The sequence below is a fragment of the Bacillus sp. Xin1 genome (assembly GCF_013314535.1).
Taxonomy (GTDB): domain Bacteria; phylum Bacillota; class Bacilli; order Bacillales; family Bacillaceae_G; genus Bacillus_A.
In genome coordinates this window covers 1-16,369 of sequence record NZ_JABUAE010000063.1, presented here as the reverse complement: position 1 = coordinate 16,369, position 16,369 = coordinate 1, and the positions used below count along the sequence as shown (strand labels likewise).

Annotated in this window: 14 protein-coding genes and 2 pseudogenes; 4 read left to right on the top strand and 12 right to left on the bottom strand. The window is 32.1% G+C overall.

Features of this window, described 5'->3' with window-relative positions; all coding sequences use genetic code 11:
• Positions 1–110: 110 nt before the first annotated feature.
• The 4 genes from HRG09_RS25985 to HRG09_RS25970 all read right to left on the bottom strand — a co-directional run bounded on the left by HRG09_RS25985 (position 111) and on the right by HRG09_RS25970 (position 2,486).
• A complete protein-coding gene (locus HRG09_RS25985) occupies positions 111–818 on the bottom strand; it encodes an IS6 family transposase (protein ID WP_174103715.1) in 708 nt (235 codons plus the stop codon).
• A 175-nt stretch (positions 819–993) separates the two neighbouring features.
• Positions 994–1,365, bottom strand: a complete 372-nt coding sequence (locus HRG09_RS25980) for a DUF1304 domain-containing protein (RefSeq protein ID WP_174103713.1) — start codon at positions 1,363–1,365, stop codon at positions 994–996.
• A gap of 33 nt (positions 1,366–1,398) precedes the next feature.
• Positions 1,399–2,037, bottom strand: a complete 639-nt coding sequence (locus HRG09_RS25975) for a nitroreductase family protein (RefSeq protein WP_174103712.1) — start codon at positions 2,035–2,037, stop codon at positions 1,399–1,401.
• Between the two features lie 14 nt (positions 2,038–2,051).
• On the bottom strand, positions 2,052–2,486 hold the full coding sequence (locus HRG09_RS25970) for a MarR family winged helix-turn-helix transcriptional regulator (RefSeq protein ID WP_174103710.1): 435 nt from the start codon (positions 2,484–2,486) through the stop codon (positions 2,052–2,054).
• Positions 2,487–2,738: 252 nt separating this feature from the next.
• Between HRG09_RS25970 and HRG09_RS25965 the strand changes: the two are divergent.
• Positions 2,739–3,419, top strand: a pseudogene (locus HRG09_RS25965) (IS6 family transposase); the annotation flags it as partial.
• A 107-nt stretch (positions 3,420–3,526) separates the two neighbouring features.
• On the opposite strand, the gene HRG09_RS25960 reads toward HRG09_RS25965, so the two are convergent.
• The 6 genes and pseudogenes from HRG09_RS25960 to HRG09_RS25935 all read right to left on the bottom strand — a co-directional run bounded on the left by HRG09_RS25960 (position 3,527) and on the right by HRG09_RS25935 (position 10,304).
• On the bottom strand, positions 3,527–4,735 hold the full coding sequence (locus HRG09_RS25960) for an MFS transporter (RefSeq protein ID WP_174103708.1): 1,209 nt from the start codon (positions 4,733–4,735) through the stop codon (positions 3,527–3,529).
• 129 nt (positions 4,736–4,864) lie between these two features.
• Complete coding sequence (locus HRG09_RS25955) at positions 4,865–5,533, bottom strand: HD domain-containing protein (protein WP_174103706.1); 669 nt, start codon at positions 5,531–5,533, stop codon at positions 4,865–4,867.
• A gap of 47 nt (positions 5,534–5,580) precedes the next feature.
• Positions 5,581–6,591, bottom strand: a complete 1,011-nt coding sequence (locus HRG09_RS25950) for a Gfo/Idh/MocA family protein (RefSeq protein WP_174103705.1) — start codon at positions 6,589–6,591, stop codon at positions 5,581–5,583.
• A 710-nt stretch (positions 6,592–7,301) separates the two neighbouring features.
• Positions 7,302–8,084, bottom strand: a complete 783-nt coding sequence (locus HRG09_RS25945) for a helix-turn-helix domain-containing protein (RefSeq protein WP_254610179.1) — start codon at positions 8,082–8,084, stop codon at positions 7,302–7,304.
• Between the two features lie 184 nt (positions 8,085–8,268).
• Positions 8,269–8,974: pseudogene (locus HRG09_RS25940) on the bottom strand (IS6 family transposase).
• A gap of 1,117 nt (positions 8,975–10,091) precedes the next feature.
• Positions 10,092–10,304, bottom strand: coding sequence for an alpha/beta-type small acid-soluble spore protein (locus tag HRG09_RS25935; protein ID WP_174103557.1), 213 nt, complete (start codon positions 10,302–10,304; stop codon positions 10,092–10,094).
• Between the two features lie 1,187 nt (positions 10,305–11,491).
• Between HRG09_RS25935 and HRG09_RS25930 the strand changes: the two genes are divergently transcribed.
• Both HRG09_RS25930 and HRG09_RS25925 read left to right on the top strand, forming a co-directional pair.
• On the top strand, positions 11,492–12,517 hold the full coding sequence (locus HRG09_RS25930) for a thiaminase II/PqqC family protein (protein ID WP_174103703.1): 1,026 nt from the start codon (positions 11,492–11,494) through the stop codon (positions 12,515–12,517).
• A gap of 68 nt (positions 12,518–12,585) precedes the next feature.
• Positions 12,586–13,842 (top strand): MFS transporter, encoded by a 1,257-nt coding sequence (locus tag HRG09_RS25925; RefSeq protein ID WP_174103702.1) that lies wholly within the window; start codon positions 12,586–12,588, stop codon positions 13,840–13,842.
• Between the two features lie 14 nt (positions 13,843–13,856).
• On the opposite strand, the gene HRG09_RS25920 is transcribed toward HRG09_RS25925, so the two are convergent.
• Both HRG09_RS25920 and HRG09_RS25915 read right to left on the bottom strand, forming a co-directional pair.
• Entirely contained in the window at positions 13,857–14,828 is a 972-nt protein-coding gene (locus HRG09_RS25920) for an ornithine cyclodeaminase family protein (protein WP_174103701.1), read from the bottom strand.
• A gap of 14 nt (positions 14,829–14,842) precedes the next feature.
• Entirely contained in the window at positions 14,843–15,250 is a 408-nt protein-coding gene (locus HRG09_RS25915) for a Fur family transcriptional regulator (RefSeq protein WP_174103700.1), read from the bottom strand.
• 304 nt (positions 15,251–15,554) lie between these two features.
• Here HRG09_RS25915 and HRG09_RS25910 point away from each other — a divergent pair, with 304 nt between their 5' ends.
• Positions 15,555–16,187, top strand: coding sequence for a recombinase family protein (locus HRG09_RS25910; protein WP_174103698.1), 633 nt, complete (start codon positions 15,555–15,557; stop codon positions 16,185–16,187).
• The last annotated feature ends 182 nt before the right edge of the window (positions 16,188–16,369 follow it).

Here is a 16,369-nt window from a genome sequence, read left to right as displayed (position 1 = left end):
TATTTTATCACGAGAAGATTAAAAAAGTTGTATCTCTTAGAATGAATGGTTCTGGTGCAAAAATAAAATAAAAAAGAATAAAGCACATATATTCCTAACGGAATCGTATCTTATGCTGCAAATCCAAGCAATTGATGGATGAATTCTTTCTGAGTTTGGACAGACTGATCCCGTAAATCAATCTGTTCTTTTTTAATCATATGCATGGCTTCTACTCCTGCAAGAATGGATGTAGCTGTGCCAAAAGACTTGAACCCTAACATAGAACGTACACGTTTCTTAATAAAACGATGATCTTGTTCCACAATATTATTGAGATATTTAACTTGCCTTAGTTGTATGCCTTCAGGCATACATTTCTCTTCTTTTAATTCTTGAATCGCTACAGCATAGGCAGGATTCTTATCTACTGTTATTACGCGAGGTTTACAAATATGAGAAGCAGCCAAGACTTTCTTGAAAAAGCGCTTGGCTGCTTGTTTATCTCTTGATTCACTGAGATAAAAATCAATGGTATTTCCTTCTGAATCGACTGCGCGATATAAATACATCCATTGCCCTTTTACTTTCACATACGTTTCATCGACTCTCCAAGAATCATTTGTTGTCTTAAGATGACGTCGTACTCTTTCATCTAATTCAGGTCCATATTGATGCACCCAACGCATAATAGTGGTGTGAGCAATAGACAAACCTCGTTCCTCCATCATTTCCACCAAATCACGAAAACTTAGGTTGTACCATAGGTACCATCTTACCGTTAATAAGATAATATCAGGTTGATAGTGCTTCCATTTGAACAAATTTTCTTTTTCCATACCAATCACGTACCCTTTCTAGAGTAATAGTATCAGTATGTCTAAGTTTTATAGATTTATTATAATTATCCTGAAGTTTTTGCACCAGAACCAAAACGCCACCCTTTCCTATGATTCTACAGAAAGAATAGCGTAGTTCTTCAAAAATGAGTTCTTTTATTGAAAAACTTTGATTCTATATGATAGATAAAAGGGCAACCAGTGCTAAAATAGCTGGAATTCCTTGTTTCACAATAATTGATTTATTAGATGTGAAACCTCCGAAAATAGCTGCTATCACCACACAAATTACGAAAAATAATTGAACCATATAGCCAATTGGGTTGAGCCCAAGTATAAGTCCCCAAATGAGACCAGCGGCTAAAAATCCATTATATAACCCTTGGTTTGCAAACATAATAGCTACATTTCGATCTCCTTCTAAATGCTTCGGTAATTTGAAAGCGCGTTTTGCTACTTTTGAATCAATTAAAAACATTTCAAGAATCATGATAAATAAATGTTCTAATGCTACGATCCCAACTAAAATAACTGCGATTATTTCCACACCATTCTGTCCCCCTCTACTATCAGTTTTTTACTATTTCCATTGTGCAATTCTATCAACAGGAAGACGGTATGAAGCATATCCTTCGTCGGCTGCTTTACCGATAGATAGAAGCATAACTGGTACATAGCGCTCTTTTTCAATTCCAAAGATTTCAGCAATATTTTCCTTGTCATAACCCCCGATTGGATTTGTATCATATCCGTGTGCACGTGCTGTCAGCATTAACTGCATAGAGACAAGCCCTGCGTCAATTAGAATAGTTTCGCGATTTTCTTGGGCTGGAAGTTTTTCGAAATGTGCAGTCAATGCTTGTACTTGTCTATCTTTTACCTCTTGCGGCATATATCCTAGCTTAACAGCTTTTGAATATATCTCTTCTATATAGTCACCGTTGTCCATATCTGCAAATACTGCAATAACCGCAGATGAAGTAGAAACTTGTGATTGATTGAATTTAGCGATTTTTGCAAGCTTTTCTTTTCCCTCCGGACTTTCGATAACAAGAAAGCGCCATGGTTGTGCATTCACTGAGGATGGTGCCGTAGTAGCTTCCTTTAATATTTCAGCCATCTCTTCTTTACTGATTTTGATTGTTGGATCATAATTACGTATGGATCGACGTCCTTTCATTATTTTCATAAAATCGTTTGTTTTTAATGTAGTTCCCATGTATAAACACTCCTCTATTCTTTAATATTCTCTACATTTTTTTGCATCTGTGATAGAACATGAATAAGTATATTGCGTTCTTCTACACCGATATTTACGAGCATTTCCTTCATAAAACGTTCCTTTTCTTTCTTGGAAGACTCGATTCGTTCTCGTCCTTGCTCAGATAACCGAACAAGTGTTATACGGTTATCCTCAGGCTTCTTTCTTCTTAATACAATTCCTTTGGCTTCAAGCTGCTTAACGTGTCTGGTGATGGCTGCGCCATCAATATTCACCTTTTTTTGAAGGTCGCTTTGACTAATTTCATCAACTTGATAAAGCAATGCGAGCAATTCCAATCGAGATTGACTAATACCAATGCATGCTTCAAACTTCGTACCAATTACTTTGCTCAAACTTTGTAGCTTATATAAAATTTCGGCATCTTCTGAATAACATGTTTTCAAAAATCACTCCTTCTTTCTTATTAAGAAATTAATTGACATATCAATTATTGATATGTCAATTAATATATACTTCTCTTTTTAATTCTGCAAGTTTTTTTGCTCAATTAGTTTTATTTTGTTCCAGCAGCTTTAAATTAATTCATAATATCAGTTCGCATTTCTAGAAATCATAGTTATTTTGGTTCTGTTGCAAAGATTTCTAAACTGAGATAACCTGTAGAAAAAGTGTGAGCAGGAGAATGATATAGGGGGTATTTTAAAGGAAAACAGTTTAAAAAGGATATTATTTTGGTAGCCGTCGGCTACTATTGTCGTTTTTCTTTAAGTTATCGTGATATATCTGAAATCTTGAAAGAGCGTGGTGTTTCGGTTCACCCAACAACCGTCATGCGCTGGGTTCATGAATATAGAAATCTTATCTATCAAATTTGGAAGAAGAAAAATAAAAACGTTCCATTATCTTGGAAACTAGATGAAACCTATATAAAAGTCAAAGGAAAAGGGTGTTATTTATATCGTGCAATTGATAAAGACGGGCACACATTGGATATTCAACTTCGTAAAAAACGGAATCATCAGGCTGCCTATGCCTTTATGAAAAGATTGTTCAAAATCTTTGGAGAACCAGCGGTTCTCACTACAGACAAAGCACCAGCATTACTTTGCGCATTTAACAAATTAAGGGAACAAGGCTTTTATATAAATATAACTCATTGTACAAGCAAGCATTTGAACAATCTCATTGAACAGGACCATAGGCATGTGAAGCGACGTTTTTCCAAATCCGCAGGATTTCAAAATCTTCGCCACGCTTCCCGTACCTTGAAAGGCATCGAAACCATTCATGCTTTATATAAACGAAACCGAAGTCTTGGCTCAGACTTCGGTTTTTCGACATACAATGAGTTACAGGAGCTACTAACAATCGCATAAAATATACAACTTTTTGTTAGCACCACTTAACCTTAACAAAACTTCGCAACAGAACCCGATTTTTTAATTACACCATCATATTTCCAATCCGTGTAAGGTCTTTTTTATTATTTTACTGCTTCTACTTCATGTGTAGCCGTCCCATGATGGGGTATTTCCTGTTTTCTAGAGAAAAACGCTGCCAAAATAACGAGAAGCACACCGATAGAAGATAATACTCCGAAATAGAAATACACATCAAAAACATTTTTTGTTTTATCTAACGTTACTCCGCCTAGATACGTGAAAGACATTGTACCGAGTCCATTAGCAAAGGCCCAAAATAGAGAATGAGCTGTAACCTGCACTTCTTTTGTTGTCACTTTGTTAACAAACTGCGTACATAATACCACGAATAAACCAATTGCAAGACCGTTTAACGCTAAAAGTGCCATTACAATATTATAATCCGGATTTAATCCATAATACAGCCAGCGTAATGAGACCAATACACCAGCTACGATAATTAATAATGATAAACCCAGTTTTTTCGTAAGAAAATTTGATAAAAACATCGCAGGCGCTTCAAATCCCGCAACAAGTAAAAAGGAAAACCCTACGCCCATAACGCCTCCGCCAATTTCTTTAAAGAACATAGAGTAGTATGTATTATTGGCTTGATGAGATCCGAAAATAAGAACCCCAGCTATTGCAAATAGGAGAAATCCAGGCTGGGAAGCAATTTTCTTTAAGTCTTGTAAGAAATTCGTTTTTACACCACTACTTTTATGAATGATTGGTAATGGAATAGATACGAGTAAACAACATAACATCAGTAAGGAGTATACATATAAAATCATATTAACACCCCAGTAATTCGTTAGCGCACTACTTACCCAACAGAAGAATGCATAACCTAATGCACCCCAAGCACGTAAAAAACCATATTCTCTTGGATCTTGAATACTCTCTAATGAGACACTATCAATAATAGGAGAAATTGCTACATTAAAAATGGTAAGAAGGGTAAACATAATTAATAAATACGTAAATGTGTGATTAAAAGATAAAAATATACTGCATAGTGACGTTAAAATCAAACTACCTATAAGAATGACCTTCGTTAGTTGAAATTTATCACAAATAATGCCCCAAATTGGCTGGACAATAATATGCACAAGTAAACTAATCGATATAATTTCTCCAATTTGGAGTACACTTAACTTTTGTCCTAAGAACCAAATGGAAATCATTGGATAAAACGAGCCGAATGCTCCAAAATACGCAAAATAAAAAATGCATAAAGACAACTTTGTTTTATTCTCAAATAAGCTCATGTAACGTACCTCACATTTCATATAGTAAAACGCCATGGTATAGACCGATAGGAAACAAGAACCACAGTTCTTTTGTATAAACACAAAAAATACTGTGGTTCTTGTATGGTTTACCTATTTATTCTATGATTATCGTTTGGCATCCCATTCAGCATAGAACTGATCTAAGTATGTCTCTAAAAATGCATGTCTACCCTCTGCCATTTCTTTTCCTGCAGCTGTATTCATTGTATCTTTTAGTTTCAATAATTTTTCATAGAAATGCATGATGGCTGTATCTTTACCTGAGCGGTATTCCTCTAGAGTAAGATTTTCTCTTGGCTTCATGTCAGGGTGGTGAATTGGACGACCTTTGAATCCAGAGTAGCACATAACACGAGAGATACCCATTGCGCCCATTGCATCTAAACGGTCAGCATCTTGCACGATTTTTCCTTCTACAGTACTCATGACTTTTTTAGAAGTTCCGCCTTTAAATGACATTGTAGTAATGATTTCTAAAATATGAGCTGCAGACTCTTCGTCTATCCCATTTTCGCTCATCCAGTTCTTTACTTTGTTCACTCCTGTTTCTTCATCTTGATTTAATTTTTCATCTGCAACATCATGTAATAATGCAGCAAGTTCCGCCACATAAATATTTGCATTTTCTTTTTTTGCGATTGTTTTTGCCATTTCCGTTACACGATGTACATGCCACCAGTCATGACCGCTACTATCTCCGCCTAGTTCTGCAAGTACAAATTCTCTTGCCGCTTGAATGATTTCTTCTTTAGAAATATTTAGATTTGTTCCCATGTTCCTAATCCCCTTTTGATTGATAGTTAGATTGTTAATTTGGTTGATTATTTTATACTTACTAGTTCTTTTTGCTCTAGTACAACGGATTGTTTTTCAACCACTGATTGGTAAGCTCCGTCACATAAGAGTAAATGATCAAGATGTGAAGAACCATCTTGCATTATACCATTTTTAATATTCTGAATGAAGTCGTCAATCTGAGTCCGAATTGGAAGATCCCAACTTCTATCACTTTCAATTATTTCCCCTGTTGTGCCATCAAGATTCAGGCGAGTTACTTTTGTTCTTGTAATGTGGAGTACACCTTTAGAACCGTGAACAAACAATTCTTCTTTTTTCGGTTGCGTCGCTCTAGATAAATTTAAATTTCCTAGTGCTCCACCGTTTGTTTTAAATGTAAGAATGGCAGTGTCTTCTGTTTCGTATGTGACATCTGGTCTAGCTGTGTTAGACATGTAAGCGTGCACCTCTGCAGGCAATCCAAAATACCACACAATGAGGTCTAAAACATGGTATCCCATATCTAATATTGCACCGCCTCCTGCGATATCCTTTACACCTCTCCAGCCGAAGTCGTATGGACCACCATTAAAGGTGTATTCTCCTCTAATTAGAAAAACATCGCCCAGCGAATCTAACATTTCTTTCGCTTTTACATAAGAATTGTGATTTCTTCTTTGCGTTAAGGTAATCACCGATCTCTTATAATGGTTAGACGCTTGCACAATTTGCAAACCCTCGTCATAATTACAAGCTAATGGCTTTTCCTTTAATACGTGCAATCCATGAGATAAGGCATATAATGCAATATCTTTATGCAAGTTATGCGGGACACAGATAAACACTGCATCTAATTCACACTGGTCAATCATTTCTTTATAATCAGTAAAAACTTCTGCATCACTTAGATAATCAGGTAAATCTTCTAAGATTTTTAGATTACTATCACAAATTGCTGTGACGACACCATATTTTGTATGTGTTACATGTTCCGCCTGTTCTTTTGCCTGGCCACCCAGACCGACAAAACCAACCTTGAATAACTTTTCTCCCATAGTATTAATTCCCCTTTTAATACTGAATTTGAATTGCAACTAAAAGCCGAATTTGTCACCCACCTACACGTATTATTTTTTCAAAATAAGAATATTTAAAAAGGACCACTTAAATATAGAATATGTTGGTAAAAAAATCAATAGTTTTCCAAACTAATATTCTAAAAAATATATTTATAAATGTATTTCTGATAATTCTGTTAAATAGCCAAGAAGTCTGTTGTCATGCCTCTTCATCGAATTAATCACTCACCAATCATTTGGTATTTATTTCAAAATCTAAGTGAAATGCTGATAAAATCTGTAAAACCCTAGAAAATAGTCAGGAATTTATTCATTCACTAATTACTTTATCCCTAAAATACCATTTTACTTTTACAAATTACTAAGTAAGTAAATAAACAAAAGCAGATTACTATGTTCTAATAGTAATAATTTATCTTTGCCATGATAAAAATTAGGAAAACCAGATAAAAAGTAAGGGCATCTTTCTCAAGATTTATCACATAATTGTTGAGAAACAGAAAAAGATACTACCTTTGCACTGAGCTAAAAGGGGTACCACCCCACATCCATCAACTTAAGGGTATATTTGGTTCCGGTGCAAAAAAAGACCACTTCAAAATGGGTGGTCTTTTAATTATTTTATTCTTGTGGGATAAATCATTTATGTTGTACAGATAATAAGCATTAAATATCATTTGTTTTTCCTATGAAAATTGTATTTGAACATTTTTATGAGCCGATATGACATTTATGTTTTTCAATATCTTCATATAAGAAATAGCCTTTTGATAATATAAACATGCTTTTTCAAATTTGCCTTCCTTTTGATAACAAGTTGCTAAATCAACATAAAATATAGATAATTGTTTATTATTTTTTTGATTGTAAAAAAAAGGAATAGCTATTGTCTCGAGAAAACTTTTTAGATTTGTTTGATCAAAATATAAATAATTTTGATATAAGAATAAAAAATGTAATTTAGGATATTTTTTTGTAGATTTTAAACCTTCATGTAACACCTTTTTAGCCTTATTAATTTCTTGTTTATTAAAAAGATAAATCATATCATCGTACAATTTTTCTAATTCAAATATTTCTAAGTCTGCCGTATTATTTTTGATTTCCTCTAATCTTTTATATAATGATTTTTTAATGTTACGACTTGGAACTAGCTTATTATTTTCAATTTTACTTAAATAAGATACTGTACATATTCCATAACATAGGACTTTTTGTGTAATCCCATGTTCTAGTCGTTCCTTGAGAAAGAATTCTCCTATATTTTCATTTTGATTTGCGCTATTAGACTTCAGTACCTCCATTCGCTCTGAAAATAATTGTATCATCTCTGTTTTAACCTTAATTTTATTATTTTCAATAAGGCTTAAATAAGATGTTGTGCATATTCCGTCACATAATTCTCTTTGAGATAAATTATATCTTTTTCTAAAATTACGAATTTTTTCGCCAATTGTATTCAATATCATATCCTCCCTATAATTTGGAATTTATTATAAATTAATTCCAAATTATATACTTTCGTTGACATATCGTAATCATCTTCTTTTCTTCTTTATTAGAACAAATTTCAATATATATTCTGAAAATTGTTCTGGTGCAAAAATAAAATGAAAACTAATAAAACGTATATATTCCTAACAGACTTGTATTTTATGCTACAAGTTCAAACAATTGATGGATGAATTCTTTCTGATTTTGCACAGACTGGTCCTGTAAATCAATCTGTTCTTTTTTGATCATATGCATAGCCTCTACTCCAGAAAGAATGGATGTAGCTGTATCAAAGCATTTGAACTCTAGCATAGAACGGATTCGTTTCTTTATAAAGCGATGATCTTGTTCTACTATGTTGTTAAGATATTTCACTTGCCTTATTTGGATGCCTTCTGAAATCTTTTTTCTTCTTTTAACTTCTCAAATGCTGCTGGATAAGCTGGATTCTTATCTACAGTAATGACACAAGGATTGGATACGTGCGAAAAAGACAAGGCTTTTTTGAAAAGGCGCTTGACTGATTTGGCATTTCTATTTTTACTTAAGTAAAAATCAATGGTATTCCTTTTTGAATCGACTGCACAATACAAATACATCCATTGCGCTTTACTTTTATGTATGTTTCATCTACTCTCCACGAGCCATTGCTCTGCTTGAGATGACACGGGATTCTCTTATCTAACTCAGGACCATATTGATGAACCCATCGCATAATTGTTTTGTGAGCTATCGATAGGCCTCGTTCTTCCATTATTTCCACCAAATCATGAAAACTTAAGTTGTACCGTAGGTACCATCTTACCGTTAATAAGATAACATCAGGCTGATAATGTTTCCATTTGAACAAATTTTGGTTTCCCATACTGATTATGCCCCTTTTTTAGAGTAGTAGTATCAGTATGTTCAAGTTTAAGATATTTTTTGCACCAGAACCGTATGAAGTTTACTTAGCTATCGAGTCTGTCTCTTGCTCTATATATAATTCTACTAACGTAATCGCTCTCCTTGCGGATATTAATAGAGGCGTTCCAGTCCTTGTCTGCCAAAAAAATGCACTCACATTAGAGTGAGTGCTCTGAAAAAAGTTGAGACTCCTCCATGGGGCACAATCTTTATAAGGAGAGTCTTCTACTAAAAACGTATCTTTAATTTATAATGAATACTACAAAATCTAATCAAAAAGTACATGATTTTACAAAAAAATATCAAGTGTTAGAAAATTCATTTTAGTCCAAAACCTCAAGATAACTGCATTGGGTTCTGTTACAAAGTTGAAAAATAACCGAAAATAATGAGTATACGATACATGTTCTTGTCTATTTTATAATGTTTATTCGGAACAATTGTATTTTCATTCTATATTTTGGGGGCGTTTAAAACTTTGCAACAGACCCCCTAATCGCTCTCCTTGCTGGATGTTGATAGAAGCGTTCCAGTCCTTGTCTGCAAAAAAAATGCACTCACATTAGAGTGAGTGCTCTGAAAAAGGTTGAAACTCCTCCATAGGAGTACAGTCTTTATTAGGAGAGTTTCTACTAGAAACGTATCTTTAATTTATAATGAATACTACAAAATCTAATCAAAAAGTACATGATTTTATAAAAAAAATATTAAGTAAGGGTCGCGCCCCATAGCCATCAGCCTAACGAAATTAAATGTCCAAAACAAGAACTTTACTTTTATACAGTTATTTATGAGAATTTAGCTCAAAAAAACATTCGCAAAGGTATAACCATATTAGTACATTTCATAAGTGTTTAATCAAGCGTTTGTTTAAAGGCATTTAAACTGCGAATATAAGCCACAAATATCATTATGTTCATTTTGTTTAATTTCACGTTTATTATGTAGTTTCTATATAACAAAGAAAAAGTACCCTATTTGAATGCTTATCATGAAGTATCTAAATTTATAAACTAAATACAGGTAAAAAAATATATGCTACAACTTACTGTAACTTTTAATAACTTTAGGTGAAATTAATGAGTGAATCCTCCACCAAGTTGTTGTTCCGCCATAGCTACTAAACGTTTTGTGATTTCACCACCAACAGAACCATTTGCACGAGATGTTGTATCTGGACCAAGTTGTACGCCAAATTCTTGTGCAATCTCATACTTCATTTGATTAATTGCGTTTTCAGCACCTTGAACCAATACTTCATTATTATTTCTGTTATTCTTTTTAACCATATGTATCACCTCCTACGGTTTTAATATGCTACGAAACATGGAAAAACATTTATTCCTTTTTATGGTAAATGAATGTTTGGAAGTTTCTGCTCCAATTCAATAAGAAAAACAAAAAGAACTTGTAGAAATCACTACAAGTTCTTTTTGTATTAATAAAAGCAAGGGTAATAAAACATATTTCAATAGACACAATCGGGAACTACTTAATGACTGGTGTGACAAGTTCATTATATAACAAATATTAACATTTGAAGGTTTTAATTTCGAAATTTTTGTGAATTAAGAAAACAGAACAATTTATTGTGTTGAATTCCTAGAAAATTCCATTTATACATTTCGTACAAATCACTTTAAATCAACATCGATATCATAATAAATTAGTGAAAATATAGATATAGGTAAATAGAGAAGAATGTAGTATTCTTACTGAAAGATATTTATCTATATTTAAAAATAATATAGATGTTTGTCATGTACATATAGTTATATGTAACTATTAATTATAAGCATATTGAACCGTCACTATCATTATCCTCTTTTCTTTTTAAAATGGCTCAAATATGAATTAATGTGTAATTTCTATATAACAAAGAAAAAAGTACCTACTTTCATAGATACTTTTTCATATTGGATTATGAATGCTTTGGATATTTTAAAACTTCATTTAAAAATAGATAAATAGGACATCACCATATAGTTAGCAGATTGCCTCCTCACAAAACAAAGAAATAAGTTGAATTCTCATATATAACTGTAAAACAATTAATTTTTTATTTTAGTGGTCCTTCAAAATCTTAGGTTGCTGGACATGTGATGAGTCTCTAATTTTTATCTATGAATTATAAATGATTAATGTTTATCAATATTTAAATTGAGGTTGAAAACTTAAATTTTAAAAAAATAAATTTTATAATCCAAAAATGCGGATTTTCATAAAAAGATTAAATTTTCAGATAAATAGTTTACATTTTCTCACATTCCATAATATAATTAAGTCGGTAATTATACCAAATATTAGTAGAGGGGGGGATTTATAATGGCGATTAAAATTAGCGTAAAGAAACTAGATAAGCAACCAGAAGTAACTCCATCTTGTGCACCTGTAGGCATGTGTGGTTAATTATTAATCAACTACAGCGGACAGTTATAAATTATGACTGTCCGTTGTTTTATCTAAGGAGGAAAATATGAGCCAAACAGTATATCATGATGAAATAACATCTCAATATAAACCAAGATTAAGACATTGTACTTTTGTTGAAAGAAATAATTCAGATTCACTTTTAATGATTGTAGGAACTGAATACTACGAATTAGGTCAAGAAATTGGTGACAGACAAAAATTTTATGAGATAAAAAGATATTTCGATGGTAGGCATACTATAAGTGAGATAAGTAACATCACGGATGTTCCAGAAGAAGATATTACAAGTATAGTTAGTACGTTTGTTGAAAATGATTTAATGAGGAAAGAAGAAAAAGTTGACTTTATTTCAGCACAAAAGTTTATAGATCAAATTAAAGAAAGTAGTCAAATGTGGAAAAAGCAAATTGGCTATCATCAACTATTCTCAAGAATGTATTATAAAGATGTTCCTAAAGAGGTTTTTGTAGGCTATATTCTTGAAAATTATCATTATGTTAAATCTGCATCTAAACATATTTCAACTGCTATTAACCATTGTAACGATCCAAAATACTTAGATATACTAAATGAATATTTTGTAGAAGAATATGATCATACTAAGTTAATTTTACAAGCATTAGAAAACCTAGGGTTTAGTAAAGAGGAAGTAGAAAATTCTCACCCAATTATTGGAACAATGTCATTAATAAATATGATGTCTGATATTGCTAGACAAGATACATTAGCATATTTAACTTGTACTTCTTTATTCGAAGCAAGAAAAGAAGAATACGAAAGTTCTAAGGCATCTCTAGAGAAAATTTGTGAGAATTATGGATATACTTTTGAAGATATAGACCCTTTCATTGAACACCTACGTGGTGATGTTGAAGCTGATCATAACAGCTTATTGGAAGAAGCTCTTGAACCACATGAGCTTATTCCTGCGAATAGAGCGCACTTCATTGTCAACTGTATGCACGACCTAAAACACTCGTATGACCAATACCATGATCAAATAATTCAATACTATTCTGATCCTCAAAACTATATACCTAGATTAAAGGTAGATTATTTTTCTTTATAATCCTTTTGCTCCCCATGAAATAAATATAATATTGGGGAGCTTTAAAATTTGTAAAGGGGAAATACTTAGTGTTTTATAAAAAAAATATTCTTAATAGCCAAATATGGAAATCAAAGGAATTTAATGTTTTATGGGTATCACAATCTTTAAATGTTCTAGGAAATAGAATATTTTTATTAGGATTACCTTTGTTTGTATTTGAAATTACTGGTTCAGGTGCACAAATGTCTTTCACATTTGCTATCAGTATGCTACCTCATTTGATATTTGGAATAATAGGAGGAGGTTTAGCAGATTTTTGGGATAGAAAAAAATGCTTAATTGTAGGGAATTTTTTAGCAGCTATCCCTTTAATAACTATATTTATCTTGCATAATAGACAAGCATTAGAAATATGGCATATATATATATTAGTTTTTGTGCTTTCTTGTATTGAGGGAGTAAATTTATCTATATTTGAAGCATCAATTCCTTCAATTGTAAAAAAGGAGTTATTAATAGATGCTAATTCTTTAGTAGAAGTAACAAATTCAATTTTAACTATATTGGGACCAGCATTTGCAGGGGTTTTAATAGCATATTTTTCTGCTTCATCTACTATTTTATTCACTGCTTTTTCATGTTTAGCAGCAGGTATTATAGCCTTATTTATAAAAATTTCAAAAGAGTATATCGAAAAAGATAATAATAAAATCAAGAATGCTATTAATAATTTTATGGAAGGAATTTTATTTATCCCTAAACATCCCGAGTTAAGATGGGGCATAATACTAAGTACGAGCACTAATATAACTATGGGAGCCTATACAGTATTACTAATTTTTTTTATGACTAATAATTTAAAAATTGAGGCAAACTTAATAGGAATAGTCTTTTCACTTTCTAGTATTGCTACTCTTCTTTCATCTGTTTACCTTGCTTCTATATTCAGTAAGTTTAAAAAAGGTTCTGTCATGGTAATAAGTCTAGGTATGATGGGTATTGGAATAATAGGATTAGGTTTATCAATAAACATTTATACGCTAATACTAGCTCAATTTATTTATATGGGATGTATGTCTCTTTATACCATTAATTGGAGATCATTAAGGCAAATTATTACACCTAATAATATGATGGGAAGGGTCTCTGGAGTATGTAGAGGAATTGCATATTTAGGCTCAAGTTTAGGGGGCTTCCTAAGTGGAGTATTACTGACAAAATATAACCCATCAGTAATTTTTATTATTCAAGGATTACTTATTATAATATTCGCGATATTCGCGTATCGGAGTCCTTTGTATAGAAGTACAGAGGTTCTGAAAGAAACAAATATTAGTTCATAATACTCCACTTAGGATTATTTTAAAAAATTCAGGGAATGCCCTTTTTGGGCATTTTTTGCTTTCTTATAAACAATCCATGCTGCTGCCAAATCTTGAAATGGCATGCCTACTGCATGGTATATTGTATAATTATATTTTTCTATGGGGTGTTTGAGAGGCTTTTTTAAGATAAAACCTAATTCTGCATCTATACAATTGGGACTAATCCCCAAGCTACCTATAACCCCAACGGATAATGCTAATTTTTTGCTATCACATACGAAAAATGATTTTTTAATAACTTCTGCAGACACTTCTACTTTCCCCTTTTCATCACTTCCCAGTGTTGTAATATGAGCTCCATGTTGCAAAAGTTCTGGTTGTATAAACGGCTTTGTTGACCAAGTAGCAGTTATTACTATCTCAGCTTTATGTAAAGCTTCATCTACACTTTTAGCAATTACTATAGGTATATTAAGATCATTGAAAATATCAATAAATCTTTCAGATTTTTCAATATCTAAATCGTATACAGTAACTTTACTAATCTTTCTAAACTTAAGTAATGATTTTAATTGGACCTCTCCTTGTATACCTGCTCCTATAATAGTAACTTTACTATAATTAGGGTTAGCAACAATATGAGTGCCTAAGGCACCTGATATCCCTGTTCTAATAGCAGTTATATAAGTAGAATCCATTATCGCTAAAATATCACCTGTATTTATATCATTTAATTGAATAACTCCTTTTATTGAAGGTGACTGGTTAGGGTTCTTAGCATGGATTTTTATTGTATATGCAGGAATACCATCCAAAATTCCTGGGAATAAAACTACAACACTATTCATTTCACTATTTAAAGTTGATTGGTATTTTCCAATTGAATCATTTGTGGAATTTTGAATTAAATTAGCTAAAAATCCTTGTTTTATGTAGTAAAGTAATTCCTTTTCATCCATCATTTCTTCTACTTCAGTTTTTGATAAAATTAGAGTTGATTTCATTATAGTTACCGCCTTTATGAATATGAATTAGTAGTTAAATTACATTGAGAACACTTTCCATACAATAACAAATCATGTTGTTCCACTGAAACACCACTTATACTAGAAGCAACACTCTCTAGATAACTTAAAGAAGGGTAGTAGAAATCAATAACTTTATCACATTCAGTACATATTACATGATAATGATTATCAAGATTAATATCATACCTAGAACCAATTTTACTAATTAATTTATGACTTAATAAAAGACTTAAGTTTGAATACACAGCAGATACACTAAATGATGGTATTTCATCCTTCAGGTAATTTAAGATTTCTTCGGGTGTAGGATGATCTAATTTTTTAATTGCTTCATAGATTTTAATTCTTTGAAGAGTTACTGTAAGACAACTTAACTTAAATCGCTCTTTCACATCCATTTTATCCCCTCTTTTAAATAATTTAGTATAAATTCAACATTTTTTACAATTATCTATATTGAAAATACCATAAAATGCAAATTGCAACAATATTATTTGTAAATTATTAATTTTCTGATTTATAATAAGAGGTAATGTTTATAAAGGTATACCTTTACAAACGGTCAAAGAACATCTATGAAACATTGAAATATCAAGTTTATAAAGGTGATGCAAACATTTTTATAAACGTTTATTTTTAATGAATACCTTTATAAACGAAAATGTTATAATTAAGGTAACAAATGTAAGGAGGATACCAAACGTGGCGAATATTTATGGATATATACGAGTAAGTACAAAAGATCAAAATGAACAACGTCAATTACATAAGATGATGAAACGTGGGGTGGAGGCTCGGCGCATTTTTGTCGATAAAGCAAGTGGACGACATTTTGATCGTCCTCAATATCAATTATTACGAAAAATATTGAGTACAGGTGATATTGTTTACATAGATGCTTTAGATCGTATGGGCCGCAATTATGATGAGGTAATTTCAGAATGGAAGTACATAACAAGAGAATTACAAGCTGATATTGTTGTTTTAGAAAATGAAACACTGTTTGATAGTCGAAAGTTTCGTGAGATGGGGGATATGGGCTGTTTAATGGAAGACCAATTTTTATCTTTGCTATCCTATGTTGCGGATCAAGAGCGTAAAAAAATTCGCCAGCGACAAGTGGAGGGGATTGCTGTAGCCAAATCTCAAGGAAAACACTTAGGACGTCCTCGGGTAAACCTTTCGACGCTAAGCAAACAACAAATATATATAATAGAAGAAACTTATTCAAAATGGAAGAGTGGAGAAGTAACAGCTGTTATGTTTATGGAAATGTTAGAGCTACGGAAAAACACGTTTTATAAAATAATGAAGGAATATGAAGAAGCAAAGTAGCATCTCTGCTATAAGAAATGCTACTTTACCACTAGTTGCAAGAACGCTGGTACTACCTCATACTTATCAAGATAAGGATGTAAAGTATCTTCTAAACAGAAATTTTGTATTTTTATAGCATTGAAGTTCATTTTTTATCGTTTTGAAGAAGAGTTTTTTCTTAACTTGATAGAGATGTGGTG

Bases quoted from the DNA above. Each gene is read 5' to 3' on its own strand.
- HRG09_RS25985 (WP_174103715.1), bottom strand. From the start codon at position 818: ATGGAAAAAGAAAATTTGTTCAAATGGAAGCACTATCAACCTGATATT.
- HRG09_RS25975 (WP_174103712.1), bottom strand. From the start codon at position 2,037: ATGGGAACTACATTAAAAACAAACGATTTTATGAAAATAATGAAAGGA.
- HRG09_RS25960 (WP_174103708.1), bottom strand. From the start codon at position 4,735: ATGAGCTTATTTGAGAATAAAACAAAGTTGTCTTTATGCATTTTTTAT.
- HRG09_RS25955 (WP_174103706.1), bottom strand. From the start codon at position 5,533: ATGGGAACAAATCTAAATATTTCTAAAGAAGAAATCATTCAAGCGGCA.
- HRG09_RS25950 (WP_174103705.1), bottom strand. From the start codon at position 6,591: ATGGGAGAAAAGTTATTCAAGGTTGGTTTTGTCGGTCTGGGTGGCCAG.
- HRG09_RS25945 (WP_254610179.1), bottom strand. From the start codon at position 8,084: ATGATATTGAATACAATTGGCGAAAAAATTCGTAATTTTAGAAAAAGA.
- HRG09_RS25935 (WP_174103557.1), bottom strand. From the start codon at position 10,304: ATGGTTAAAAAGAATAACAGAAATAATAATGAAGTATTGGTTCAAGGT.
- HRG09_RS25930 (WP_174103703.1), top strand. From the start codon at position 11,492: ATGAGCCAAACAGTATATCATGATGAAATAACATCTCAATATAAACCA.
- HRG09_RS25920 (WP_174103701.1), bottom strand. From the start codon at position 14,828: ATGAAATCAACTCTAATTTTATCAAAAACTGAAGTAGAAGAAATGATG.
- HRG09_RS25915 (WP_174103700.1), bottom strand. From the start codon at position 15,250: ATGGATGTGAAAGAGCGATTTAAGTTAAGTTGTCTTACAGTAACTCTT.